Raw genomic sequence first — 23,084 nt, 5'->3', positions numbered from 1 at the left:
CCTTTCTCGGGGTACGTCCAGTCGGGTACACCCAGTCGGGGTACGCCTGGTCGAGGTACGTCCAGTCGAGGTACGTCCGGTCGAGGTACGTCTAGAAGGTCCGCGGGCGCTTGAACCAGGCGCCCGCGGCACCCTGGCTGAGCAGGATCACGAGCGCGATCGAGCAGCCGACCAGGAGGAGGGCTCCCGGCCCCGCGTTCCGGCCGAGGGCGCCGAGCCCGACCAGGATCTGCACGCTGCTGAGCACGATCGAGGCCACACGCTTTCCGTGACCGGGCAGGTCGAAGCGGAAGGCCAGGACGCACAGCGGTATCAGGAGGAAGTTGGCCCCGAGGACCGCGCCCGCGGCCTGGGGCCCGTACATCGCGCCGGCGATGACGGAGCCGAGCAGGCACATCCCGGAGAGCACCCAGATGATCACCTGTGCGGCGCGGACGCCGCCCGGCATCGTCTGCGGCGGGACCGGTCCGTACCCGTACGCAGGGTCATGCGCGGGACCCGTGTAAGTGGGCAGGCCTGCCTGCGGGTTCTCGTACGGCGGGGGGAACTGGTTCGACATGTCCCTGACCATAGTCGGAGGCTCTGACTCCGTGATCGGGCGGCCTGCGGCGCGGGCGGTACGGGCTCCGGCGTCCGGGCACAAAAAATCGGGCCGGTCCGTGGGGGGGAGACGGACCGGCCCGAGGGGGGGTTTCCACCATAACCCTTCGTGAGGGAAGTCGCGCGCATCGGCGTGCCACAACTACTCTCCGAAATCGGCCGACAACTCCGTGACCCCGTTCTCCCACCGGATTTCGGCCCCGTCGGCAGATTCAGGCCCCTCCTGGCGATAGCCCATAGGAGGGACAGGGGTGGGGCACGCGCTTGACGCGGCGGGCGTGCGGGCCGCTAGCTTCGGCTCGCATGGCGACGCTTCTGCTCCCGACCGGACAGCCACTCCCCCTGGAGATCGCGGACTCCGCCGGTGCGCGGCGGCGCGGGCTGCTCGGGCGGGACGGGGTGAGCGGGGCGCTGCTGCTGACCCCGGCGAGCAGTGTGCACACGGTGCGGATGCGGTTCGCCGTGGACGTGGCGTATCTGGACCGGGAGCTGCGGGTGCTGTCCGTGCGGACGATGCGGCCCTGGCGGATCGGGCGGCCCCGGCTGCGGGCCCGGCACGTCCTGGAGGCGGAGGCCGGGGCGATGGCCCGGTGGGGCGTGCGCCGGGGTACGCGGGTCGAGGTGCGGTCCGGCGGCGACTGATCGCCGGGAGATGTCCGCCGGGGAATGTCCGCCGGAAGGTTCGTCGGGGAACGTCCGCCGGGAGGTTCGTCGGGGAACGTCCGCCGCGAGATGTTCGCCGGGAGATGAGGGCGCGCGGAGCCGCGCAGCCCCCTCCGCCGCGCGGCACCGCACACGTGGCTTTGCTCACGCGAATTCGCCTTGGTCTGAACTTACGTGATTCCGGGGCTCAGATCGAGCCGGTCCCGATAACGATGCGGAATCAACGCCACCTGTTTCGGGATCACTTGGTTAACGATCGGCGTGCGAGGCAACCTTCCGTGCCGTTTCCGCGTCAGGCGGCTTTGCCGTCGCCCTTGCTCTCGTCCTTGCCGTCGCCCTTGCCCTCGCCCTTGCTCTCGTCCAGGCGATCCTGGCGGCCGCCGCCCCGCGTGCCGACCTTGTCGCAGTCCCGGTTGGCCACCAGCTGCTGCATGTGCTCGTCGCCCCACACGCCGAGCGGGATCAGCGCCTCGTTCAGGGACTGGCCGAGGGGGGTCAGCGAGTACTCGACCTTCGGCGGGACCTCGCGGTACACCTCGCGGTGCACGATGCCGTCGGACTCCAGCTCGCGCAGCTGCTGGATCAGCACCTTCTCGCTGATGCCGGTGATGTGCCGCCGGAGCTCGCCGAAGCGCAGCGTCGTGCCCGCGTACAGCGCCCAGAGGATCATCGGCTTCCACTTGCCGCCGACGACGTCCACGGCGGCGTCGAGGCCGCACGCGTACAGCGTCTTGGTCTCCTTGCCGCTCTCCGAATTGCCCTCCGTGCCGCTCTTCGGCATGGTCCACTCCTCTTGATCCGCTGAACTCGCAGAGCCACTTACTGGATCGACAGTACTGAAGGGGAACACTGATGACCCTCGCCGCTATTTCGTGGAGCGCCGCCAACGCCCGGCGCATGGAGCGGCAGTTCCTGCTGAGTCCGGCCAAGCCGGGCGAGGCTGGCCCCGGCGAGGTGGTCGACGCGATGCTCGCCGCGCAGGCGCAGGTGCTGTCCGCCGCCGAGCTGTCGGTGGGGCTGCGGATGGACGGGGCGACCCGGCAGGACGTACGCGACGCGCTGTGGGGCGATGAGCCGAGCCTGGTCAAGACGTACGGACCGCGCGGCACGATCCACTTCCTGCCGACGGCGCGACTCCCCCTCTGGACGGGTGCGTTATCCGCGATCCCGGGTGTCCCGAGCCCCTTCAAGGCGGGCGATCGCCTGACTCCGTCCCAGACGGACGAGATCGTGGCCGCGATCGGCGACGCCCTTGACGGGGCCCGGCTGACCGTCGACGAGCTCGGCGAGGAGGTGGTGGCGCGTACGGGGCCCTGGGCGGGCGAGCTGGTGATGCCGGCCTTCCAGGGGATGTGGCCGCGCTGGCGCGCGGTCATGCATGTGGCGGGCCACCGGGGGGTGCTGTGCTTCGGACCGAACCGGGGACGCAAGGTGACGTACACGCGCCCGCCGGACTTCGGGGCGCCGGTGGCCGCGGAGGAGGCTACGGCGGCTCTGGTGCGGCGCTTCTTGTACGCGTACGGGCCCGCGACGCCGCGCGAGTTCGCCAAGTGGGCGGCGGCGCCGGGTGGTTGGGCGGGGAATGTCTTCGCGTCGATGGCTTCCGAGGGGGAGATCGAGGCGGTGGAGATGGACGGGGTGTCTCCGGTGTGGGTGGTCGCGGGCGACACGGAGTTTCCGCGGGAGGCGGCGGGGGGTGTGCGGGGCGCGCAGGGTGGGCGGGATGTGCGGGGCGTGCGGGGTGGACGGGACTTGCAGGGCGTGCGGGATGTGCAGGGTGTGGGGGATGTGCAGGGCCTGCGCGGTGTGCGGTTGCTGCCGTACTTCGACGCGTACGTGATTGCCTCGCACCCGCGCGAGCGGCTCTTCCCCGGTCGGGCCTACGAGCGGGCGCTGGCCGGGGGCCAGGCCGGCAACTTCCCCGTGCTCCTGATCGACGGGGTCGTGGCCGGGGTCTGGCACCAGCGGCGCTCGGGGCGCCGGGTGACGGTCACGGTGGAACCGCTGGGGCGTTTGACCGCGGGCCAGCGGCGGGAGTTGGAGGGGCAGGTCGAGCGGGTGGGGGAAGTGTTGGAGGGGCAGGCGGAGTTGGTGGTGGGGCCGGTGAGTGTGGGCGCCCACGCGTAGGGGGACACACGTAGGGCGACACGCGTAGGGGGGAACTGGGTCCGCCCGGCCCCGGGATGTCTCGTCAGGGGGGCGAGTCAGGAGGGGAGTCAGGGGGAGTCAGGGGGCGAGGCCAGCCTCAGCGCTTACGGGCGTCGAAGAGATGCCGCGTGCTGTGCGCCACGAACGGGCCCTCCGCTTCGATCTGCTCGTGCAGCTCCCGCAGCTGTGGGCGATACCTCTCCACCGAGAAGTCCGGCACCATCCACACCACCTTGCGCAGGAAGTGGACGACTGCCCCGATGTCGTGGAACTCGATCCGGAGCCGTTCGGACCGCAGGCCGACGATCTCCAGGCCCGCCGCCTCCGCCTCGGCCCGCTCGCCGTCGGGGTGGCGGCCGTTCCGTACCGCGTCGGGCTGGCGCCCGAGGAAGTACTCGACGACCTCGAAGACGCTGGCGGGGCCCACATGCTGGGCGAAGTAGGTCCCGCCGGGGCGCAGCACGCGGGCGATCTCGTCGAAGTGTGCCTTCACCGGATGCCGGCTGGTGACCAGGTCGAACGCCTCCGCCGCGAACGGCAGCGGCGCGTCCTCCGGCGAGGCCACGACCACCGCGCCGCGCGGATGCAGCAGAGCGGTGGCCTTGGCGACGTTCGGCGGCCACCCCTCCGTGGCGACGGCGAGCGGGGGCAGCGCGGGCGCGGATGCGAGGACTTCGCCGCCGCCGGTCTGGATGTCGAGGGAGGCGGTGGCGTGCCCCAACCTCTCCCCCATGGCGTGGGCGTACCGCCAGGAGGGCCGCTCCTCGGTGGCCCTCCCCTCGAACCAGGAGAAGTCCCAGCCCTCGGTCGGGGCCGACTCCGCTTCCGCCACAAGTGCGTCGAAACTGCTCATGCAGTGATCTTCGCATCGCGTGGGCCGGGGCTCACGCCCATTTCTGCGGAGAGGCGGGCTTCACGGCGAGGGGTCTCTCTGCTTCCTTGCGTCTGACTCCTTGCGTCTGTCTCCTTGCGTCTGACTCCTTGCGTCTGACTCCTTGCGTCTGGCTCCTTGCATCTGGGCAACTCCCGCTTATCTCGGCTTAATTAGGGCACCCCTAGGGTCCGATCATGGCTACCGAGAACGTCACCTTCATCAACATCTTCGAGATCGCCCCCGAGGACGTCGACGCCTTCGCCGAGAAGTGGGAGCAGCGGGCCGCGATCATGAGCGAGAAGCCGGGCTTCATCGACACCCGGCTGCATCGGGCCCAGGCCGCCGACGGGCGCTTCCAGCTCGTGAACGTGTCCCACTGGGAGAGCCGGGAGGCGTGGGAGGCGGCCGGGGCCGACCCCGCGTTCGCGAACCGGGCGAACGCCGCGCGGGACTCGAAGGAGACTCCGGTGACGGCGAACCCGGGGCTGTACGACACCATCGTCACGTTCCCCTGACGCGCGCGCCCGCGTCGGCGGTGCGCCGGCGCGGGCTCCCGCAGCCGTTCCCTCTCTGTTGCCGCCCTCATGAATGCGCAGGTCAGAGTCGCTGAGTCGTCGAGTACGATCTTTGGCGACCAAGATTGAACATGGGGGAACGCATGCGCCTTAGCTCGACGACTCGCATCGCCGGAGCCGTACTCGCCCTGTCCGCCACGCTGGTGGCCACCGCCGCCCACGCGAACGCCGCACCCGCAAACGAAGAGGCCTCGCCCACCGCGAAGTCCGGCGTTTCGACCAGGGGTGCGGTCGGCAAGTACAGCAAGCTCATCAACAAGTCGAAGCAGAGCAACTACACGAACAGCAAGGACGAGATCGCCCGCTGCACGGCCCAGACCCAGGGCATGACCTGCATGATCAACAAGACGGCGTCGGCGACGCGCACCATCGACGCGGGGTTCGGTCTCAGCCGCGGCGCCGTCGCGGGCAGCCTGAACATCAGCCAGGCCAAGACCCAGTCCGTCGCCGTGACGTGCAGCTCGCCGGTGAAGAAGGGCCACTCGCTCGTCGCCTACCCGATCGGCACCCGGTACAAGTACAAGATCGAGAAGCACATCACGACGCCTCTCGACTACAAGGCCGGCACGAGCGGGTGGAAGCATGCCTTCAACCCGGCGCCCGCGAAGGTGAGTTGCAAGGTCAAGTGAGTGGCTCTTCTGATGCTGATGCGCGTGCCGCGCGGGGCGTCGCCGTGCTTTTCGCCGGGGTCGTCGCCGTACTGCTGAGCGGGTGCGGTGCCGGCGGTGCCGGCGGTGGCGGTGTCGGCGGTGGCTCGGGCGAGACCGGTCATGTGCCGGTCTCCTCGTTCGTCGGGCAGACCGTGGCCCAGGTTGAGGGAGGGCTGCCGGCCGCCTCGTCGATGGTGTCGTACGACCTGTCCAAGCCGGTCACCGGCGCCGAGGCGACGTACGGCACCGCCAAGGACAAGGGGACGCACGCCGATTGGATCGTGGTGGTGGCGTGCGCCGATACGAAGAACCTTGAGGACGACACCCATCTGGCGGCCGGTGTGCTGCGGGCGGATGGGTATACGGATGCCGTTGCGCGGAAGGCCAAGGATGGGGTCTTCGATCGGTACTTGGGGGAGTGCGGGAAGTAGCAGCTTGTCGGCCGGGGGCTGGGGGCTGGGCCCTCTCTCTCCCCCCCCCGGCCGGCGGAGCTTCGGGGGGCCTGCGGCCTTGCTGGGTGCCGGGGCCGCCCGGTTGTCCCGAGGTTGGCGGTTACGGGACGGGAGTCAAGGGCGCTCCTGCGTCGCGTCGGCTGCGCCGATTGCGCTGCGCTCCACCCTTGACACCCGTCCCTCCACCGCGCGAGGGAAGACGACCGGACGGCCCGAGGGGCGGGACTCTCGACCACTCCCGCAGGGCCGTGGGGTCTCACTGCCGGGTGCGGACCGGATCTTCTGGGGTGGCCGCAAGGGTGTGTGGTGCGCGGTCGCCCCGGGGATCGGTGCCGGTCTCGTCAAGCGGCTGACCACCGGACCGGCGGGTGGCGCACCTACTCTGCAAAGTTGTGTTCTGGCAGGGAGGGGGCGCGCGTGTTGTGCCATGCGCCCTCTCGGGAGAAGGAAGGTGCCGGGACTCTGGCAGCGTCCGGTCAGTGGCCGGGAACCGCGTCGGGTGCGAGTCCCCTTGGGTTGGGGATCTTGCCGGGGCCCTGGCTGGGCCAGTCTGTCGGGGACGGGGTGCGCCAGTCCTTCGGCCTCTCCGCTCGCCAGGTTCCGTCTCGGCAGACGATAGGAGCGGATGGTGTCCTGGAGGCGCCAGGCGCCCTCGTCCACGCAGGGCTCCTTCGCCTCGGGAGGGCTGTGCCAGGTCCAGCGCCACCGGTCCTTGGTCTCCTCGCACCACAGCCGCGGCCCGTGGCGGGTCACGCCCGTCCTGCCCCGCTTGTCCGGCGAGCAACTGGGGTTGAGCCAACCCCACTTCGCGTCCTTCTCCGGGGCCATGGTCACCGTGGGCAGGGGGCTGGGCGAAGGCTGCTCCGGGCAGCCTGCGGACGTCCGGCTCGGCGGCGGTGCGGTGCCTGGCCAGAAGCACATCGTTCCCGCTTGCCCGCCCCGGAACTCGGTGGGCGCGGCGGAGGGCTCATGCGTGCTGCTGCCGCATGCGGTCATCAGCAGTGCCGTGGCGCCGATGCTGCTGAGGGAGAGGCTGAGTCTTCGGGTCGGGTGGGCTGTCTGGGAGACACCGGTCAGTCCTGGCTCCCGGAGGGCGCTGTTCCCGTGTCCGCCCCGCCCGAGCCCCGGGGGAAGGAGACCTCGACTCGGCGGTTCTTCTTGCGGCCCTCCTCGGAGCCGTTGTCCGCGATCGGGTAGTCCTCGCTGTATCCGCGTACGGAGTAGGTGACCTCGGGGCCCAGATAGGCGGCCATCTTGTCGTGTACGGCCTCGGCGCGTTCGCGGGACAGCTTCTTGCCGTGGCTGTACGAGCCGAGGTCGTCCGTGAAGCCGAACACCCGGACGTTCGTGGCCTTTTGAGCCTTGGCCTCTTCGGCGATCGCCTTGATCCGCGCGTTCGCCTCCGGGTTCAGCTTGGGGCTGTCCTTGGGGAACAGCACCTCCGCCTGCAGCGCGAACTTCACGTCCGTGTTCGTGTCCTCACGGCGCTCCTCGCCACCGAGGTCTTCGACCACGGACTTGATGTCCAGGACCTTCGCCGGGGCCAGGGTCGCTCCGTCGGCCAGCTTCAGTCCGGGGCTGTTGGAGTCGACCTCCTGGGGCGGGGTGGTGGTCGTGCTGCCGGGGGGTGCGCTGGGGTCTTCGTCGTCCGCGAAGGCGGGGGTGCCTGTCAGGAGGACCAGGGCCGTGAGGGTGGCGGCCGTTGCCGTGGCGAGGGTTCGGGGGCGTGGTCGGGGGTGGGACATGGCGTCACTCACCCTCGGAGATCTCGATGGAGGCGGGGGGCATGGCACCCACCTGGAAGTCGACCTTGGCGGTGCCTTCCGGCGGCGCCGGGAACTGGGCGTACCAGTCGGCGGTTTGGCCGGGCTTCACACCGCCCGTGAACTTGGTGCACAAGCACCGTCCCTCGGTGTCGCGCAGAACGAGGTACTTCTTCTTCCCTGCGTTGTCGATCAGGTTCGCCCCCGCCACCGATGAACCGTTCTTGTTCAGCTCCCGCTCCTCGCCACGCCAGTTGGCAGCAGCCCAGAACTTGCCCCCGCTGTTCGTCACCTTGCCCGAGACCGTAACGAAGCCACCCCCGTCGCGGACGGCGGACGAGACCGTCAACGTGATGTTCTCCTCCCCCTTCACCTCCGCCAACACCTTGTCTGTTGCCGGGGCCTGGGGCTCTTCGTCCTTCTTCTCGTCACCCCCATCGTTCTTGGTCGCCGCAGGTGTCGAAGCGTCCTTCTCTGACTTGTCATCACTGTCGCCGCCCCCGCCACCGCAGCCGGCGACCGTGAGGACCAGCCCAGTAGTGATCGCCACAGCGGTCATTGCCCTGCGGGTCTTTGTGGTGCGCCGAATGTTCATCGGTACAGCTTCCTTCTTTCGTCGGCCACTCATCAGTCAGCCAGGTGGACAGAGAAGAGAACGGATGCATCCGGAAGATCATCCAGCTCGAAGTCGTCCGGATCGATCTCGAAAGAGTCGCCGCCGTCGCAATTGAATTCCACGGCCTTCTCTGGGTCGGCCGAGGGAGCAACATCGCAGCGCGGCTTAATGATCGCGGTGGCCTCAGCCGTGGCGTGCTGGTTCTCCGTGCCCGGAATGATCGAGTCTCCGACGGTGTAGTTGGTCTCGATCTTCACCCTGAAGCCCGGGTAGCCATTTACTTCAGTCGTCCCGACCTGCTCGACGGCCGAGTCATTTTCCGCAGCCAGCGCGTCCGCCGCAGCTTCGGCGCCGACACCCTCGAATTTGTCGCCGGCCAGCCAGTCGAGCCAGTCGTCACCCTCACCGATGGACGCCCCCAGCCCATCGACGAGTTCGTCTCTGGCGTCCTGGGCAGCCGCCAGCGCCGCAGCATCAGCAGCGGACTGGGCGCCATTCCGTGCGGACGCAGCTTGAGCGAACGCGAAGAACGCGAACGCAACAAAGAGCAGAATCCCCGTCATCCAGATGTAGATGGGGAGAGTCTGCCCTGTGTCATCGAGGAGGCGGCCGCGCCTCAGCCGCCGATTACGTCCGACACCGCGTCTTGAATCGCACCGGAGATCTGACCGTCGAGCCCCAAGCCGTCGATGAGAACGAAGATCCCCGCGATCAAAATCATCAGCCCCGCATACTCCACAAACCCAGCCCCCGCATCCCGCTCCCTCCCCCGAACCCGGGAAGTCACGGTTACGGTCCAGTCGACCCAGACTCTGAGTACGTGATCTTTCAGCACGACGGCCCCTTCTCTCCCACCCAGTACACGTACCGCTGGCGCAGCCAATTCCGACGTCGCTGTCGTCATAGGCAACGTACGCGAGATCATGTGACCCATCAGCCACTCTCCGCAACCAATGCCGTTTGAGACTCGCAAGTTGGCGAGTTCCCTTCCCCGGCGGTGAGGTCATCACGCACCCCGGGGGCGTGCGTCGGAGGTTCGTGACCGGACCGTGGGCGACTCGATGCGTTCCACGACTTCCCCTCCCGCGAATACCGTGAACACGTCTTTTGCAAAGGCCAGTTGGGGTGGCAGGCCCCGGCGGGGGGCGCCTCCGGGGGCTGTGTGCCCTTCCTGCTCTCGGGGCGACTGTCCCATATTTGGTTGCAGCCGCGAAGAGGTTTCGATTACTGGCTTGATACCGGCTTCCGGGGCGGAGCCCACCGCACCGTTCATCGTCACCCTCACTTCCCCAGAATCGAGCCGAAGTCCGAACCCGAGCCCAGGAACATGCCCGCCGCGATCAGGATCATCGTGGCCGGAAGCATGAAGACCAGCGTCACCATCGTTGCCTTGGGGATCGTCTTGGCCGCCCTGCGGCGGGAGTTCTGCGCGTCCGTGCGCCGCATGTCCGTGGCCAGCTGGATGAGCGTGTCCGCGATGGGCGAGCCCAGTTCCTCGCCCTGCTGGAGCGCCGAGACGAACTGCGAGACCTGCTCCGAGGCGTTCCTGCGGCGCAGTTCGTCGAACGCCTGGCGGCGGCTCACGCCCATGTCCATCTGGCGGAGCGTTATGCGCAGTTCGTCCGCCCAGGGGCCCTCGTAGCGTTCCGCCACGCGGTCGAGCGCCTGGCGGAAGCCGAGGCCCGCCGAGACCACCACCGCCAGTACGTCCAGGAAGTCCGGCAGTGTGCGGTCGATGACCTCGCGGCGTTCCCGTATCGCCTGCCAGATCAGTGCGTCCGCCGCCGTCACGCCGAAGGCGAAGGTGAGGAGGCCGAAGAGCGATGAGCCGTTGGTGAGGAAGACCAGGCCCATCACCAGGCCGAATGCGCCGTAGACCGCCCGGCGGGCCGCGTAGCGGTCGATCGTCAGGCCGCCGGGGTTGCCCGCCATGTCGATCTTGCGGCGCTTGGCGTCCACCCGCTTCGGGCCCATCAGGCGCAGGACGAGGGGGGCGAAGCGCATGCCGAGGCGGTCCACCGCCGAGCCCGCCGTCGAGACGCGGGTGGCGCCGATCTCCAGGGCGATCGCCAGGTCCGTGGGGAGCTTCGCCTCCGCGCGGTACATGCGCACGCCTTGGCAGGCGCCCGCCACGGCGAGTCCCATCACCACTGCCAGAGCCAGTGCCAGCAACGTAACTCCCCCCTCACACTTCGATCTTGCCGAGACGTCTGATCACGAAGAAGCCCACCGCGTACAGGCCAAGGGCGATCAGGATCAGCGTCTGGCCCACCGGTGAACCCGTCACCCTCGCCAGTGCTCCCTCATTGGAAGAGTTGATGAGGAGCAGGGAGCCAAGGCCCAGGAGCGGGACCGTGAACGCCGTCGCGTGGACCTCCGACAGCATCGTGCGGACCTCGCGGCGGGTCTCCTTGCGGTCCTCCAGGGTCTGGGTGAGGTTCCGGAGCGAATTCACCACCGAGCCGCCCGCCTTGTTGGAGAGGATCAGGGTGGTGACCAGCACTATCAGCTCTCGGGACGGGAGGCGCTCCGCGAGCTCGCCCAGGGTGTCGTCGATCGAGCGGCCCAGGGACAACTGGTCCGCCACCATGGAGAGTTCCTCGCCAGCTGGGGCTTCCAGTTCTTCCGCCGCCATTGCCAGTGATGTTCGTAGGGCCAGGCCTGCTGCCGTCGCGTTCGCCAGGATGCGTGCCACGTCCGGGAGTTGGTTGATGAAGGCCTCGATGCGCTTCTGGCGTTGCCAGTTGAGGAAGACGACCGCGCTCCAGACCGCCACGATGCCCGCGATCGGGCCGAAGAACGGGGCCAGCGTCGCCGCCGCCATCAGCCAGAGCGCGGCGACGACCGCCACGACGTAGACGAAGAACTCGCCCGCCGTCAGGTCCAGGCCCGTCGCCGAGAGGCGCAGGTGGATGGAGCGGCCCAGGCGCGTGCGGCGCAGGCGGCGGTCCACGGCCGAGAAGCGGCGGCCCCTGCCGCCGGTGTCGGCCGTGCCGGGGCCGATCGACAGGCGGTCGACCAGTGCCTGGCGCTGGGCGCGCCCCGACGCGTACGCGTGGACTCCGGCGACGGCGAGCGTGCCGGTCAGGATGGTGGCGCCGAGGGCCAGCAGCGCGGCCTGGTTCTCCATCAGCCCGTGGCCTCTCTCGTACGCGCCCTCGTGCTCATCCGATCGCCTCTCGTGTGTTCAGTACGTCTATGGCCTGGGCCACGCCGAAGCCGGGCGGCACCGGCTCGCCCGCGACGTACAGCCGTTCGGCGACGGAGCGCGGCAGCGGCAGGTGCTCGAAGTAGCCGTGCACGCGGCGGTCCAGGCCGTTGCCGCCCGGCTGGCGCGGGACGAAGCGGGTCACCGGGGCGATGCGGAACTGTTCGCGGCCGTGCGAGACGAGCAGGACGATCTCGGCGATCTTTCGGGAGCCGTCCGCGTGCCGGGCCAGCTGGACGACCACGTCCACCGCCGAGTTGATCTGGTCCTTCAGCGCCTCGAAGGGGATCTGGACCTCGGACATCGAGCCCAGGGTCTGCAGGCGCATCAGGGCGTCCTCCGCCGTGTTCGCGTGGACCGTGGCGAGGGAGCCGTCGTGGCCCGTCGACATCGCCTGGAGCATGTCGAGCGTCTCGCCGCCTCGGACCTCACCGACGATGATGCGGTCCGGGCGCATGCGGAGGCTGTTGCGGACCAGGTCGCGGATGGTGATCTGTCCCTTGCCCTCGACGTTCGCGGGGCGGGATTCGAGGCGGATCACGTGGTCCTGCTGGAGCTGGAGCTCGGCCGAGTCCTCGATGGTGATGATGCGTTCGTGGGAGGGGAGCAGGCCGGAGAGGGCGTTGAGCAGGGTCGTCTTTCCGGAGCCCGTGCCGCCGGAGACGATGATGTTGAAGCGGGCGCGCACGAAGGCGGAGAGCAGGAGCAGCATGTGCTCGTCGAGCGAGCCCAGGCCGATGAGCTCGTGCAGCGTGTACGCGCGGGGGAAGCGGCGGATCGTGAGGGTCGCGCCGGTGAGGGCCAGGGGTGGAATGATCACGTTCACGCGCTCGCCGGTGGGCAGGCGCGCGTCGACCATCGGGTTCGACTCGTCCACGCGGCGGTTGACCGTGGAGACGATGCGCTCGATCGTCTGCATGAGCTGGTCGTTCGACGCGAAGCGCAGGGGGAGCTGTTCGACGCGGCCCGCGCGCTCGACGAAGATCGAGTCGGGGCCGTTGACCATGATCTCCGTGATGGAGGCGTCGGCGAGGAGCGGTTCGAGTACGCCGAGTCCCAGGGCCTCGTCCACCACGCGGCGGATGAGCTGGGAGCGCTCCGAGGTCGACAGGACGGGGCCCTCGCGGCTGATGATGTGGCCCATGACGCGTTCGAGGCGCACGCGGCGGTCCGCCGTCGTGAGGGACGACATCTCGGCGAGGTCGATCTCTTCCAGGAGCTTGGCGCGGTAGACGGCCACGAGGCTGTCGTCGCGGCTGGGTCCGCTGCCCTCGCCGTGGTCGTGCGGGGTCGCTATGCGGTCGCGGAGGCTCATCTTTTCTCTCTCAGCTCCCGTCTTCGTCTTCGTCGTTGGGCATGGTGGCCGACTTCGTGACGGACCAGCCGGCGTCCACGAACGGCAGGAGCGTGGGGACTTGGACGGTGACCTCCGCCGTCGTCGTGTCGCCGCCCCCGCTGAGGGCGACCTGGGCGTCGAGGCTGCCGTCCATCGCCGCCAGGCCCGCGGCTTCGCCGCCCTCCCCCTGGGATGCGACGCGCGCTGCCGCGCGGGCGCCGGAACCGGCTTGGTTGACGGCGTAGCCGACGAGGCCGAGCTGGATGGCGGCGAGACCGATGAGGAGCAGGACGGGGAGGAAGCCGGCGAATTCGAGCATGGATACGCCGCGGTCGTCCCGGCGGCGGTTCCAGCGGACGCTCCAGCGGTCGCTCCAGCGGTCGCTCCGGCGGTCGCTCCGGCGAGGGTTCCTTCGCCGGAACCGACGCGCGCCGTCCGTCGCGGGCTGGACCGTCAGCCCTGTCACTGGTCCTCACCCTCCTTCGCCGCGCCCGCCTCCCCGCTCACGCTCCACCCCGCGTCGATCCCGGGGAAGAAGAGCGGGACGTCCGCGTCCACGTGGGCCTTCCACACCGCCCCGTCGTCCGTGCAGGACACCTCCGCGCCCTGCCACGCCGATGGCAGATGCTCTTTGGCCGCGGCCTCGCACGCCGCCGCGCCGCCCTCGCCCACCGCGTACGCGGCCGTCGCGGCCCGCGCCGCCTCGTCGGCGGCGTTTCCCGCGAGGGAGAACGTGTAGCCGTACAGCGCGCACTGCCACAGGAGGCCCATCACGGCGAGCAGCAGCGGGAACATCCCGGCGAACTCCAGGGTGACCGCGCCCCGGTCGCCGCCGACCCGCTTCCGGAGCGTCAGCGCGCCGCCCCGCTTGCTCGCCCCGGCCGCCTCCGGGTCGACCAGGCCCAGCTCGCCCGCGAGCGCCCACAGGGCCTGCTTCACCGTCGACTTGCTGTCCAGGTCCTGCATGCGGCCCGCGTCGACGGCGCCCTGAAGCTCCTTGAAGTTGGCGGGCACGGTGGTGCGGGCCACCCGGGTCCCCGTCACCCTCTCCACCAGGGAGGGCTGGATCTCCGCGCCCTTGCCGTTGCGGTTGACGACCGTCAGCGTCTCCTCGGCCTTGCGGATCTGGAGGCGGTCCCACAGGCGCACCATGCGCTTGGCGGCGCGTACGGAGACGACGTCCGGGGTGACGAGGAGGAGCGCCTGGTCGGCGAGTTCGATGGCTGCGGCGCTCGCCCCTGTGACGTACGTCCCGCAGTCGACGAGCACGATGTCGTAGCGGCTGCGCAGGGCGCCGAGCGTCTGGCGGGCCACCCGGTCGGTGATCTCCTCGCCGCGCTCGCCCTCGCCGGGGGCGAGGAGGAGGCCGATGCCGGTCTCGTGGGTGTAGACGGCGTCCTGGAGTACGCGGGGCGTGATGTCGGTGATCGCCGCGAGGTCGGCGATGGAGCGGCGGAACTGGACGTCCAGGTAGGAGGAGACGTCCCCGGACTGCAGGTCCAGGTCGAGGAGGGCGACGCTGCGGCCGGAGGCGCGGGCGGCGAGGGCGAGTTGGACGGTGGCGAGGGTGGTCCCCACGCCTCCCTTGGCCCCGCTCACCGCGACGACGTGCCCGCCGCCGGGGGTCTCCCCCGTCCCGGCGTAGAGCTCGATGCCCGCGCTGCCCAGGTGCCTGCGCATCCCGGCGGACCATGCCGCCGCCGCGTGCACGCGCTCGGCGAGGGCGTCGTAGGCGAGCGGGAAGCCGACGATGCCGCGCGCGCCGGAGTCCATCGCGGCGGTGAGGAGGGCGGGGCTGGTGTCGGCGGTGATGAGGACGACGCCGACCGCCGGGAAGCGCAGGACGAGGTCGCGGATCAGGTCGAGGGCGGGGACGGGCCCGATGCGCTCATGGATGAGGACGACTTCGGGCAGCTCGTCGATGGACTCGGCGGCGAGGCGCGCCAGGGTGTCGAGCAGCGCGGTGGAGTCGGCGACGGGAAGGGCGGGTTCGGCGTCCGGCAACTGCCCGACGAGCGTCGAGAGCGCGCGGGCTGCGTCCATGTCCCCTACGGCGGGCAGGATGCGGGTCGTCATGCGCGATCGCCTCCCGGCAGGGGGGCGGTGCCGCGGGCGGCGGGGTGGGCGTTCCGTGCATCGGCAGCCCGCAGGGGGCGCGGCGCGCCTGCGGCGGAGTGGGCGCTCCGTGCATCGGCAGCCCGCAGGGGGCGCGGCGCGCCTGCGGCGGAGTGGACGTTCCGTGCGTCGGCGTCCCGCAGCGGGCGCGGCGCGCCTGCGGCGGAGTGGACGTTCCATGCGTCGGCAGCCCGCAGCGGGCGCGGCGCGCCTGCGGCGGAGTGGGCGTTCCGTGCGTCGGCAGCCCGCAGCGGGCGTCGGCGAACAGGCAATTCCCGCCCACCCGCCCGATTGCCCCGCGTCGGCGACCAGCCCAAGAGCACCTCCCGCCCCACCCCGCACCGCGGGGCGAACGGGTGGGTGGGCGGGAGAGATCCGCCCCGCAGCGGCGGCTCAGAACATGCACCCACCGGATCGAGCGATCCGCCGCGCAGCGGCGGCCTACTACAGCTGCCCGCAGCGGGAGCGAGAAGCGGCGGTTCAGACGTGCAGCACATCCGCAGGCCCCCTACTTGTCCTCGTCGAGTGTGTACGTCCGGTCGCCCCGCGGGATGGCGCTCTCCCCGCCCTGGCCCACCAGGGCCAGGCGGACGTGCGTGGCGAACGACTCCGCGTACGCCACGCGCTGCGCGTCCGCCGTGTCCAGGGCGAACGTGATCGGCACCGCCTCCGTCGCCGTACGCCGGCTGCTGCCCGCGCGGTCGTCCTGGTCCGGGTCGAGGGCGGTCAGCTTGCCGACGTCGATCACCTTCGCGGACTCGACGATGACCTTCGACTGGTCCTTGGCGTTGTCGGTCTCGCCCTTGAAGGTGGCGTAGATGTTCACCGTCGAGCCCGGCGTGATCTTGCCCGCGACGCCCGTCGCCGCGTCGATCATGATGGCGATCTCCTGCTGCCCCGGCTCCAGTTCGGGCCGGTTCACGATCATGTCCGTCTGGAGCAGCGAGCCCTTCCGCAGCTCCGTCACCGCGATCTTCCCGCGGACCTGGCGCAGATCGGTGACCGCGTTCTTCGAGAGCCACCGCTCCGGCATCTCCACCTTCTCGAACTGGTCGGCGCTCAGCTCCTTGTAGGGGGCGATGTCCCCCTTGAGCTTGTACGCGGCCACCTCGGGCCCCACCTTCGAGTTCACGTCCCGGATCACCGAGAGCACTCCCGCGAACGCGCCGAACGCGGCCAGGACCGACAGGACCAGCAGGATGACGCCGCGGCGCTGGCGTGAGTTCATGGACCGGAGTACCTCGATCGAGTGCGGATGGCTACGGACAGTGAGCGGTGTCGTGCGCGTTCGGTTCGGGGTCATACGGGTCGTACGCGGTGGGGCCCGGTCCTACGTCGCGCCTCGCGGCAGCGCGCGTACGGCGGAGGCGCGACCGGCGGGAGCACGGCCGGTGGAGGCCGGCGCCGGGCGATCGGGGGGCGGCGGCAGCGGCGCGGCGCAGAAGCCGCAGCGGTCGCCGATGAGTTCGAGGCCGCACCAGTGGCAGTCGTCCCGCCGGACGGACGCCACCAGTTGGTAGAGCACGGAGATGTCGGGGATCGCCGCGGCGAACTCGACCAGCTTGCCCGTCGCCCACCACCGCGCGGACTCCCCCGGCAGGCGCGCCTGAGCCACCCCCTGGGTGCGCCACGCGGGAGCGAGCGTCTCGGTGACCCAGTCGGACGTCAGCTGCCCGGTGGCGTACAGCAGCTTCGTGCCGAATCCAGGGCCGGGGAGCGTCGCCTCCCCCGTCACCTTGATCAGCTCGGGTCGCGGCGTCGCGAGGACGGCGAACTGCGCGCCCGGCACCCATGACTTGGCGTGCGACTGGAGGGTGACAGGGACCCGATCGAGCTTGGCCACCGAGCCGAGCAGCGCGCCCGCGTAGATGTAGTGGGAGAGGAGGCGGGCCGCCGACGCGAGCACGCCGGGGCTGAAGTCGCAGATCGACAGCTGGCGGAGCTGGAGCGCCAGGACGGCGAGGCCGAGCGGCGGCAGGTCGGGGCGGAGGATCGCGATGCGGTCGCTCTCCAGGATGGAGCGGATCGCGTACATGCGCTGGACGACGGCGGGCGGCGCCGACGCCGGGCAGAGGACGATCACATAGCCGTGGTGCTCGATGAGGGTGTGCATCTCGGTGAGCGCCTGGTCCAGGGAGTACGTCCGCGGTGACTGGACGGCGCTCTGGAGGACGGCCGCCGACGGGGTGTGCCGGTCGGGCGACGGCAGCACCAGGTCGGGTCCGGTGACGGCTATGGCGGTCGGCATGCGTACACCCCCCGGTCTTCGTGCACTTCTGCCTCAGCACCATATCCAGGTCAGCGCCACCTCAACACCCAACTTCCCACTGTTCACATTGAGGTTGGCCGGACTGCCGGGGTCCGGGGGATGTCAGAGGTCTTGACAACTGAATTGGTCTGGACCAACTTGTACGACCACTGGACCAGGTCGCACCCCCCAAGCGAGAGCTCTCCGCATGCCCCAACTCCCCCCACCGGAGGCAGAAGTGGATCACGCACGTGGCAGGACACGCAGGAAGGCAGGGCCCGTCATCGGTCTGACAACGGCACTCGCCCTGGCGCTCACCGGCCTGCTCACCGGCGGCGCCGACAGCGCCGACGCCGACACCCGCGCGGTGCCCGAGCACGCGGTCACCGGCTACTGGCAGAACTTCGACAACGGCGCCACGGTCCAGAAGCTGGGCGACGTACAGGACGAGTACGACATCATCGCGGTCTCGTTCGCGGACGCGACCGGCACGCCGGGCGAGCTGGCGTTCAACCTCGACTCGGCCGGGCTCGGCGGGTACACCGTCGACCAGTTCAAGGCCGACATCAAGGCGAAGCAGACGGCGGGGAAGTCCGTGATCCTCTCGGTCGGCGGCGAGAAGGGCGCGGTGTCGGTGAACGACTCCGCGTCCGCGACCGCCTTCGCGGACTCGGCGTACAAGCTCATGCAGGAGTACGGCTTCGACGGCGTCGACATCGACCTGGAGAACGGGCTCGACTCGACGTATATGTCCCAGGCGTTGAAGTCCCTTGCCGGGAAGGCCGGTTCGGGGTTCGTGCTGACCATGGCGCCGCAGACGATCGACATGCAGTCAACGTCGAACGAGTACTTCAAGACGGCGCTCGCCGTGAAGGACATCCTCACGGTCGTCAACATGCAGTACTACAACAGCGGTTCGATGCTGGGCTGTGACGGCAAGGTCTACAGCCAGGGCTCGGTCGACTTCCTCACCGCGCTCGCCTGCATCCAGCTGGAGGGCGGCCTCGCCCCGTCGCAGGTCGGCATAGGCGTCCCGGCGTCGGCGAAGGCCGCGGGCGGCGGCTACGTCTCGCCGTCCGTCGTGAACCAGGCCCTGGACTGCCTGGCGAAGGGCACCGGCTGCGGCTCCTTCAAGCCGGCCAAGACGTACCCCGACATCCGGGGCGCGATGACCTGGTCGACGAACTGGGACGCTGCGGACGGCAGTTCCTGGTCCAAGGCGGTGGGCGCGCACGTGCACGGCCTGCCGTAACCGGCGGCACCCGGCTCACACCGGCCGGGTAGCCACCCCTCACACCTGCAGCGCCGCCGCTCCCCCGGCGGCGCTGCGGCCTGCGTGTCCGGTCCGCTAGAAGAAGCTGCTCCAGTCCTGGTCCGTGATCTGCTTGACGCACAGGACCAGGAACAGCAGGCCGGCGATCGCCAGCATGCCGTTGCTGAGCCAGCCGTTGCGCCATTCACTGGGCGTACGGGCGGAGTTGAGCAGCCAGACCAGGGTCAGCGCCAGGAACGGCATGAAGGCGGCGCCGAGCACGCCGTAGAGGATGATGAGGCGGAACGGCTGCCCCTGGAAGAGCAGGATCATCGGCGGGAAGGTCAGCCACAGCAGGTACGCGCGGAAGGGCACCGACTTCTCGCGCGCCCCCGAGGCCACCTCCTCGCCGGTCAGTGCCTTCGAGTCGGCGCCCGCCCGCTGCTTGCGATAGCGCTCCACGAAGTCGGCGAACATCAGGCTCACGCCGTGCCAGACGCCGATCAGCGAGGTGAAGGACGTGGCGAAGAAGCCGATCAGGAACAGCTTGGCGGTGGCGTCGCCGTACTCCTTCTCCAGGATGCCGGAGAGCTGCACCAGGCCCTGGTCACCGCTGGCGATCGCGACGTTCGCGGAGTGCAGCAGCTCGGCGCCGACGAAGAGCATGGAGACGACGAAGATGCCGGTGGTGATGTACGCGACGCGGTTGTCGAGCCGCATCACCTTCATCCAGCTCGTGTTCGTCCAGCCCTTCGCGTTGACCCAGTAGCCGTAGGCGGCCAGGGTGATGGTGCCGCCGACACCGCCGATCAGGCCGAGCGTGTTGAGGATGGAGTCCTTCTCGTCGGGCAGCACCGGCAGCAGGCCCGCGAAGGCGTCGCCGAGGTGCGGGGTGACGCGGATGGCGAGATAGACGGTGACGACGAACATGATGCCGACGAGCACCGTCATGACCTTCTCGAAGACGGCGTACTTGTTGAACCAGACGAAGACCAGGCCGACGATGCCGGTGAGCATCCCCCACCACTTGAGCTCCATGACGTCCGGGAAGAGGGCCTGGAGCGGGAGTCCCGACGACGACATGGCCGCGGCCCCGTAGACGTACCCCCAGATCACCACGTAGACGACGAAGAACCACGTCGTCCAGCGGCCGAGGCTGGCCCAGCCGTCGAAGAGGGTGCGTCCGGTCGCCAGGTGCCAGCGCCCGGCCGCCTCGGCGAGCGAGATCTTGACGACGCAGCCGATCACGGCGGCCCAGAGCAGGGTGTAGCCGAAGTTGCTGCCCGCGATGAGCGTCGCGACGAGGTCACCCGCGCCGACGCCGGTCGCGGCGACGACGATGCCGGGGCCGATGTATTTCCAGCTGGACTTGCGGGGCTGGGGAGCCGCATCTCCCGTGGCAGCGTCGCTGCCTGTCGTTTCAGCCATGCCGATCAAGAAACCGCATGGCGGCTCGTGGCACAAGGGGTTGGCCGAAGACAGCGTTGACCGGAGCATGCCATGCCCCGACGATGGGGCCGCGCAACCCGCACCGCACGCGTCGCACTGAACCACCCCCCCACCCCCAGGAGACTTCATGCGACTTCGCATACGCGGCAGAAGATCCGCTGCCCTCGCGGTCCTTCTCGCCCTCGCCGTGGCGGCGCCCATCACCGCCAATGCCTCACCGGACAGCACCGACCGGACCGCGCGCGCCGCAGCCGCGGCCGCGGCCGACGAGGAAACGCGCCAGTACGAGATCCCCCTCGGCGACGACAAGGGGGCGCGCACCGCGCTCGCCCGCACCGGCGTCGCCATCGACGAGGTCGACGCCCGCGCGGTGGTCGTCTCGGCCGACGGCCGCGAGGCGGCGAAGCTCCGGGCGGCGGGCTACGAGCTCAAGGCCCTGGCCGGACCCCCGAAGCGTACGAACGGCGAACCGGTGGAGGCCAAGGACTTCCCGCCCGCCGACGCGAGGTACCACAACTACGCGGAGATGAACGCGGAGATCGACCAGCGCATCGCGGCCCATCCGACCCTGATGAGCAAGAGGGTCATCGGCAAGTCCTACTCGGGCCGGGACATCGTCGCCATCAAGATCAGCGACAACGTGGGCACCGACGAGGCCGAGCCCGAGGTCCTCTTCACCCACCACCAGCACGCCCGCGAGCACTTGACCGTCGAGATGGCGCTCTACCTGCTGCGCGAACTCGGCGACGACTACGGCACGGACGCGCGCATCAAGAAGATGGTCGACGAGCGCGAGATCTGGATCGTGCCGGACCTGAACCCGGACGGCGGCGAGTACGACATCGCGACCGGCTCCTACCGCAGCTGGCGCAAGAACCGCCAGCCCAACAGCGGTTCGTCGAACGTCGGCACCGACATGAACCGCAACTGGGCCTACCGGTGGGGCTGCTGCGGCGGCTCGTCCGGCTCCACGGGCTCCGAGACCTACCGCGGTCCGAGCGCCGAGTCGGCGCCCGAGGTGAAGGTCGTCTCCAACTTCGTGCGCAGCCGCATCGTCGGCGGCAAGCAGCAGATCAAGGCCTCCATCGACTTCCACACGTACAGCGAACTGGTCCTGTGGCCCTACGGCTACACGTACAGCGACACGGGCCCCGGCCTCACCCAGGACGACCGCGACGCGCACGCCGCCATCGGCCGGAAGATGGCCGCGAGCAACGGCTACACGCCGCAGCAGTCCAGTGACCTCTACATCACGGACGGGTCGATCAACGACTGGCTGTGGGGCAACCAGAAGATCTTCAGCTACACCTTCGAGATGTACCCGTCGTCCGCGGGCGGCGGCGGCTTCTACCCGCCCGACGAGGTGATCGAGCGGGAGACGAACCGCAACAGGGACGCGGTGCTCCAGCTCATGGAGAACTCGGACTGCATGTACCGGTCCATCGGCAAGGAGCAGCAGTACTGCACGGGTTGAGCCCGCACGACGGACAAGGGGCGCCCGGCGATCCGCCGGGCGCCCCCATGAACGTACAAGCCCGCTAGACGAACAGGCTCACCACGGCCGCGACCGCGAAGCCGGCCAGGGAGAGCACCGACTCCAGGACCGTCCACGTCTTGAGCGTGTCCCGCTCCGAGATGCCGAAGTACTTCGCCACCATCCAGAAGCCGCCGTCGTTGACGTGCGAGGCGAAGATCGAGCCAGCCGAGATCGCCATGATGACCAGGGCGACGAACGCCTGCGAGTGGTCGCCCTCGGCGAGGAGGGGGGCCACGATGCCCGCCGTCGTCACGATCGCCACCGTCGCCGAGCCCTGGGCGACGCGCAGGACCAGGGAGAGCAGGTAGGCGAGGACGATGATCGGCAGGCCGACGTCCTGGAAGGTGTCCGAGAGGGCCTTGGCCACGCCGCTCGCCTTGAGGACCGCGCCGAAGATGCCGCCGGCGCCGACCACCAGGAGGATGTTGCCGACCGGCTTCAGGGAGGAGGTCGACACCGTTTCGAGGGACTTGCGCGACCAGCCGCGGCGGATGCCGAGCAGGTAGTACGCCATCAGCAGGGCGATCGTCAGGGCGACGAAGGGGCTGCCGAAGAACTCGATCACCGAGCGGAGGGTCGAGGGGTCGAAGGCGATCGACGAGAAGGTCGCGAGGAGGATCAGGAACAGCGGCGTTCCGATGATCGCGAACACCATGCCAAGCGGCACCGGCTTCTCGCGCGGCTCGACGCCTGCCGCGCGCTGCTCGGCGACGACCGCCGCCTTCGCCTCTTCGGCGGCCTCGACCATGTCCTGCGGGACGGGCACGAAGATGCGCTTGCCGATCCAGGCCGAGTAGACCCAGGCGGCGATGACGGCCGGGATGCCGCAGACGATGCCCATCAGGATGACCCAGCCGAGGTCCACCTTCAGCAGACCGGCCGCGGCCACCGGGCCCGGGTGCGGGGGCAGGAACGCATGGGTCATCGACAGGCCCGCGAGCAGGGGCAGGCAGTAGAGGAGGATCGACTTGCCGCTGCGCTTGGCGGCGGCGTACACGATCGGCGCGAGCACGAAGATGCCGACGTCGAAGAAGACCGGGATGCCGAAGATCAGGCCCGTGAGGCCCATCGCGAGGGGCGCCCGCTTCTCACCGAAGAGACCGAGGAGGCGCGATGCCAGCACCTCCGCGCCGCCCGAGACCTCGAGGATCGCGCCGAGCATCGTGCCGAGGCCGATGATGATCGCCACATGGCCGAGGATGCCGCCCATGCCGGACTCGATGACGGAGACCGCGTCGGACTTCTGCACCGTGCCGAAGAGTTCGGTGACGGAGAGGCCGGCCGAGAGGCCGACGACTATGGAGACCGCGAGCAGCGCCACGAAGGGCTGCAGCCTGATCTTGATGATCAGGAAGAGGAGAAGCACGATGCCGAGCGCGGCGACGGTCAGCAGACCGGCGGTGCCGTCGATCAGGGTGAGGATTCCGCCCGTGTGAGGTGGTGCCTCGGCGGGGGCGGCGGCCGCGAGCGCGGCGAAGGGGGACGGGGACATCTTTGACCTCGTAAGTGCATGGGGCTTTCGGGGCAGGGGGGATCACGGCGCGGCGCCCGAAGGGGGGAGTTGGGCACCGCGCCGTGACGACTTGCGGCTTGCGGGG

At 69.8% G+C, this 23,084-nt stretch carries 23 protein-coding genes; 7 read left to right on the top strand and 16 right to left on the bottom strand.

All coding sequences use genetic code 11. From position 1 onward, the window contains the following. Positions 1 to 91: 91 nt before the first annotated feature. Positions 92 to 559 (bottom strand): hypothetical protein, encoded by a 468-nt coding sequence (locus tag ACIGXX_RS40935; protein WP_351173072.1) that lies wholly within the window; start codon positions 557 to 559, stop codon positions 92 to 94. A gap of 344 nt (positions 560 to 903) precedes the next feature. Here ACIGXX_RS40935 and ACIGXX_RS40930 point away from each other — a divergent pair, with 344 nt between their 5' ends. Further along, a complete protein-coding gene (locus ACIGXX_RS40930; protein ID WP_399983746.1) occupies positions 904 to 1,242 on the top strand; it encodes a DUF192 domain-containing protein in 339 nt (112 codons plus the stop codon). Positions 1,243 to 1,555: 313 nt separating this feature from the next. Here the strand turns inward: ACIGXX_RS40930 and ACIGXX_RS40925 are convergent, their stop codons facing one another. Then, positions 1,556 to 2,044, bottom strand: a complete 489-nt coding sequence (locus ACIGXX_RS40925; RefSeq protein WP_399983743.1) for a winged helix-turn-helix transcriptional regulator — start codon at positions 2,042 to 2,044, stop codon at positions 1,556 to 1,558. 71 nt (positions 2,045 to 2,115) lie between these two features. Between ACIGXX_RS40925 and ACIGXX_RS40920 the strand changes: the two genes are divergently transcribed. Next, on the top strand, positions 2,116 to 3,390 hold the full coding sequence (locus ACIGXX_RS40920; RefSeq protein WP_399983740.1) for a winged helix DNA-binding domain-containing protein: 1,275 nt from the start codon (positions 2,116 to 2,118) through the stop codon (positions 3,388 to 3,390). A gap of 118 nt (positions 3,391 to 3,508) precedes the next feature. Here ACIGXX_RS40920 and ACIGXX_RS40915 read toward each other — a convergent pair whose 3' ends face one another. Beyond that, positions 3,509 to 4,264, bottom strand: coding sequence for a class I SAM-dependent methyltransferase (locus ACIGXX_RS40915; RefSeq protein WP_399983736.1), 756 nt, complete (start codon positions 4,262 to 4,264; stop codon positions 3,509 to 3,511). Positions 4,265 to 4,479: 215 nt separating this feature from the next. Here ACIGXX_RS40915 and ACIGXX_RS40910 point away from each other — a divergent pair, with 215 nt between their 5' ends. The 3 genes from ACIGXX_RS40910 (at position 4,480) to ACIGXX_RS40900 (ending at position 5,941) form a co-directional block, all read left to right on the top strand. Next, positions 4,480 to 4,800 carry an antibiotic biosynthesis monooxygenase family protein gene (locus ACIGXX_RS40910; protein ID WP_399983733.1) on the top strand — a complete coding sequence of 107 codons (321 nt, stop codon included), beginning with the start codon at positions 4,480 to 4,482 and terminating at the stop codon, positions 4,798 to 4,800. 143 nt (positions 4,801 to 4,943) lie between these two features. After that, entirely contained in the window at positions 4,944 to 5,489 is a 546-nt protein-coding gene (locus ACIGXX_RS40905) for a hypothetical protein (RefSeq protein WP_351173054.1), read from the top strand. Next, a complete protein-coding gene (locus ACIGXX_RS40900; RefSeq protein ID WP_399983729.1) occupies positions 5,486 to 5,941 on the top strand; it encodes a hypothetical protein in 456 nt (151 codons plus the stop codon). The genes ACIGXX_RS40905 and ACIGXX_RS40900 overlap by 4 nt, the downstream gene beginning before the upstream one ends. A 1,094-nt stretch (positions 5,942 to 7,035) precedes the next feature. On the opposite strand, the gene ACIGXX_RS40895 is transcribed toward ACIGXX_RS40900, so the two are convergent. From ACIGXX_RS40895 to ACIGXX_RS40845, 11 genes are all read right to left on the bottom strand, one after another. Next, positions 7,036 to 7,707: an OmpA family protein gene (locus tag ACIGXX_RS40895; RefSeq protein WP_351170470.1), complete on the bottom strand. Its 672-nt coding sequence runs from the start codon at positions 7,705 to 7,707 to the stop codon at positions 7,036 to 7,038. 4 nt (positions 7,708 to 7,711) lie between these two features. Further along, positions 7,712 to 8,320 carry a hypothetical protein gene (locus ACIGXX_RS40890; protein WP_361471519.1) on the bottom strand — a complete coding sequence of 203 codons (609 nt, stop codon included), beginning with the start codon at positions 8,318 to 8,320 and terminating at the stop codon, positions 7,712 to 7,714. A 32-nt stretch (positions 8,321 to 8,352) separates the two neighbouring features. Further along, entirely contained in the window at positions 8,353 to 8,961 is a 609-nt protein-coding gene (locus tag ACIGXX_RS40885) for a pilus assembly protein TadG-related protein (RefSeq protein ID WP_361471546.1), read from the bottom strand. Beyond that, complete coding sequence (locus ACIGXX_RS40880) at positions 8,958 to 9,176, bottom strand: hypothetical protein (protein ID WP_399983824.1); 219 nt, start codon at positions 9,174 to 9,176, stop codon at positions 8,958 to 8,960. The genes ACIGXX_RS40885 and ACIGXX_RS40880 overlap by 4 nt, the downstream gene beginning before the upstream one ends. Before the next feature lie 446 nt (positions 9,177 to 9,622). Further along, positions 9,623 to 10,513, bottom strand: coding sequence for a DUF5936 domain-containing protein (locus ACIGXX_RS40875; RefSeq protein WP_351170482.1), 891 nt, complete (start codon positions 10,511 to 10,513; stop codon positions 9,623 to 9,625). A gap of 13 nt (positions 10,514 to 10,526) precedes the next feature. Beyond that, positions 10,527 to 11,471 (bottom strand): type II secretion system F family protein, encoded by a 945-nt coding sequence (locus tag ACIGXX_RS40870; protein WP_361471517.1) that lies wholly within the window; start codon positions 11,469 to 11,471, stop codon positions 10,527 to 10,529. Positions 11,472 to 11,505: 34 nt separating this feature from the next. Further along, positions 11,506 to 12,864, bottom strand: coding sequence for a CpaF family protein (locus ACIGXX_RS40865; protein WP_361471515.1), 1,359 nt, complete (start codon positions 12,862 to 12,864; stop codon positions 11,506 to 11,508). 10 nt (positions 12,865 to 12,874) lie between these two features. Beyond that, positions 12,875 to 13,204: a TadE/TadG family type IV pilus assembly protein gene (locus ACIGXX_RS40860; protein ID WP_383826398.1), complete on the bottom strand. Its 330-nt coding sequence runs from the start codon at positions 13,202 to 13,204 to the stop codon at positions 12,875 to 12,877. 143 nt (positions 13,205 to 13,347) lie between these two features. Further along, positions 13,348 to 14,961, bottom strand: coding sequence for a CpaE family protein (locus tag ACIGXX_RS40855; protein ID WP_399983722.1), 1,614 nt, complete (start codon positions 14,959 to 14,961; stop codon positions 13,348 to 13,350). Between the two features lie 547 nt (positions 14,962 to 15,508). Next, positions 15,509 to 16,228 (bottom strand): Flp pilus assembly protein CpaB, encoded by a 720-nt coding sequence (gene cpaB, locus ACIGXX_RS40850; RefSeq protein WP_351170494.1) that lies wholly within the window; start codon positions 16,226 to 16,228, stop codon positions 15,509 to 15,511. 102 nt (positions 16,229 to 16,330) lie between these two features. Further along, entirely contained in the window at positions 16,331 to 17,248 is a 918-nt protein-coding gene (locus ACIGXX_RS40845; RefSeq protein ID WP_399983718.1) for a hypothetical protein, read from the bottom strand. Positions 17,249 to 17,456: 208 nt separating this feature from the next. Between ACIGXX_RS40845 and ACIGXX_RS40840 the strand changes: the two genes are divergently transcribed. After that, positions 17,457 to 18,500, top strand: a complete 1,044-nt coding sequence (locus ACIGXX_RS40840; RefSeq protein ID WP_399983715.1) for a chitinase — start codon at positions 17,457 to 17,459, stop codon at positions 18,498 to 18,500. 96 nt (positions 18,501 to 18,596) lie between these two features. On the opposite strand, the gene ACIGXX_RS40835 is transcribed toward ACIGXX_RS40840, so the two are convergent. After that, positions 18,597 to 19,928, bottom strand: coding sequence for an Nramp family divalent metal transporter (locus ACIGXX_RS40835; RefSeq protein ID WP_351170500.1), 1,332 nt, complete (start codon positions 19,926 to 19,928; stop codon positions 18,597 to 18,599). Positions 19,929 to 20,076: 148 nt separating this feature from the next. Here ACIGXX_RS40835 and ACIGXX_RS40830 point away from each other — a divergent pair, with 148 nt between their 5' ends. Continuing rightward, positions 20,077 to 21,423 carry a M14 family metallopeptidase gene (locus ACIGXX_RS40830; protein WP_351170503.1) on the top strand — a complete coding sequence of 449 codons (1,347 nt, stop codon included), beginning with the start codon at positions 20,077 to 20,079 and terminating at the stop codon, positions 21,421 to 21,423. 64 nt (positions 21,424 to 21,487) lie between these two features. On the opposite strand, the gene ACIGXX_RS40825 is transcribed toward ACIGXX_RS40830, so the two are convergent. After that, complete coding sequence (locus tag ACIGXX_RS40825) at positions 21,488 to 22,978, bottom strand: gluconate:H+ symporter (RefSeq protein ID WP_351170506.1); 1,491 nt, start codon at positions 22,976 to 22,978, stop codon at positions 21,488 to 21,490. Positions 22,979 to 23,084: the final 106 nt, after the last annotated feature.

This window comes from Streptomyces sp. NPDC055243 (assembly GCF_044544025.1).
In the GTDB taxonomy this organism is placed as follows: Bacteria; Actinomycetota; Actinomycetes; order Streptomycetales; family Streptomycetaceae; genus Streptomyces.
This window is presented reverse-complemented; position numbering and strand designations above follow the sequence as displayed.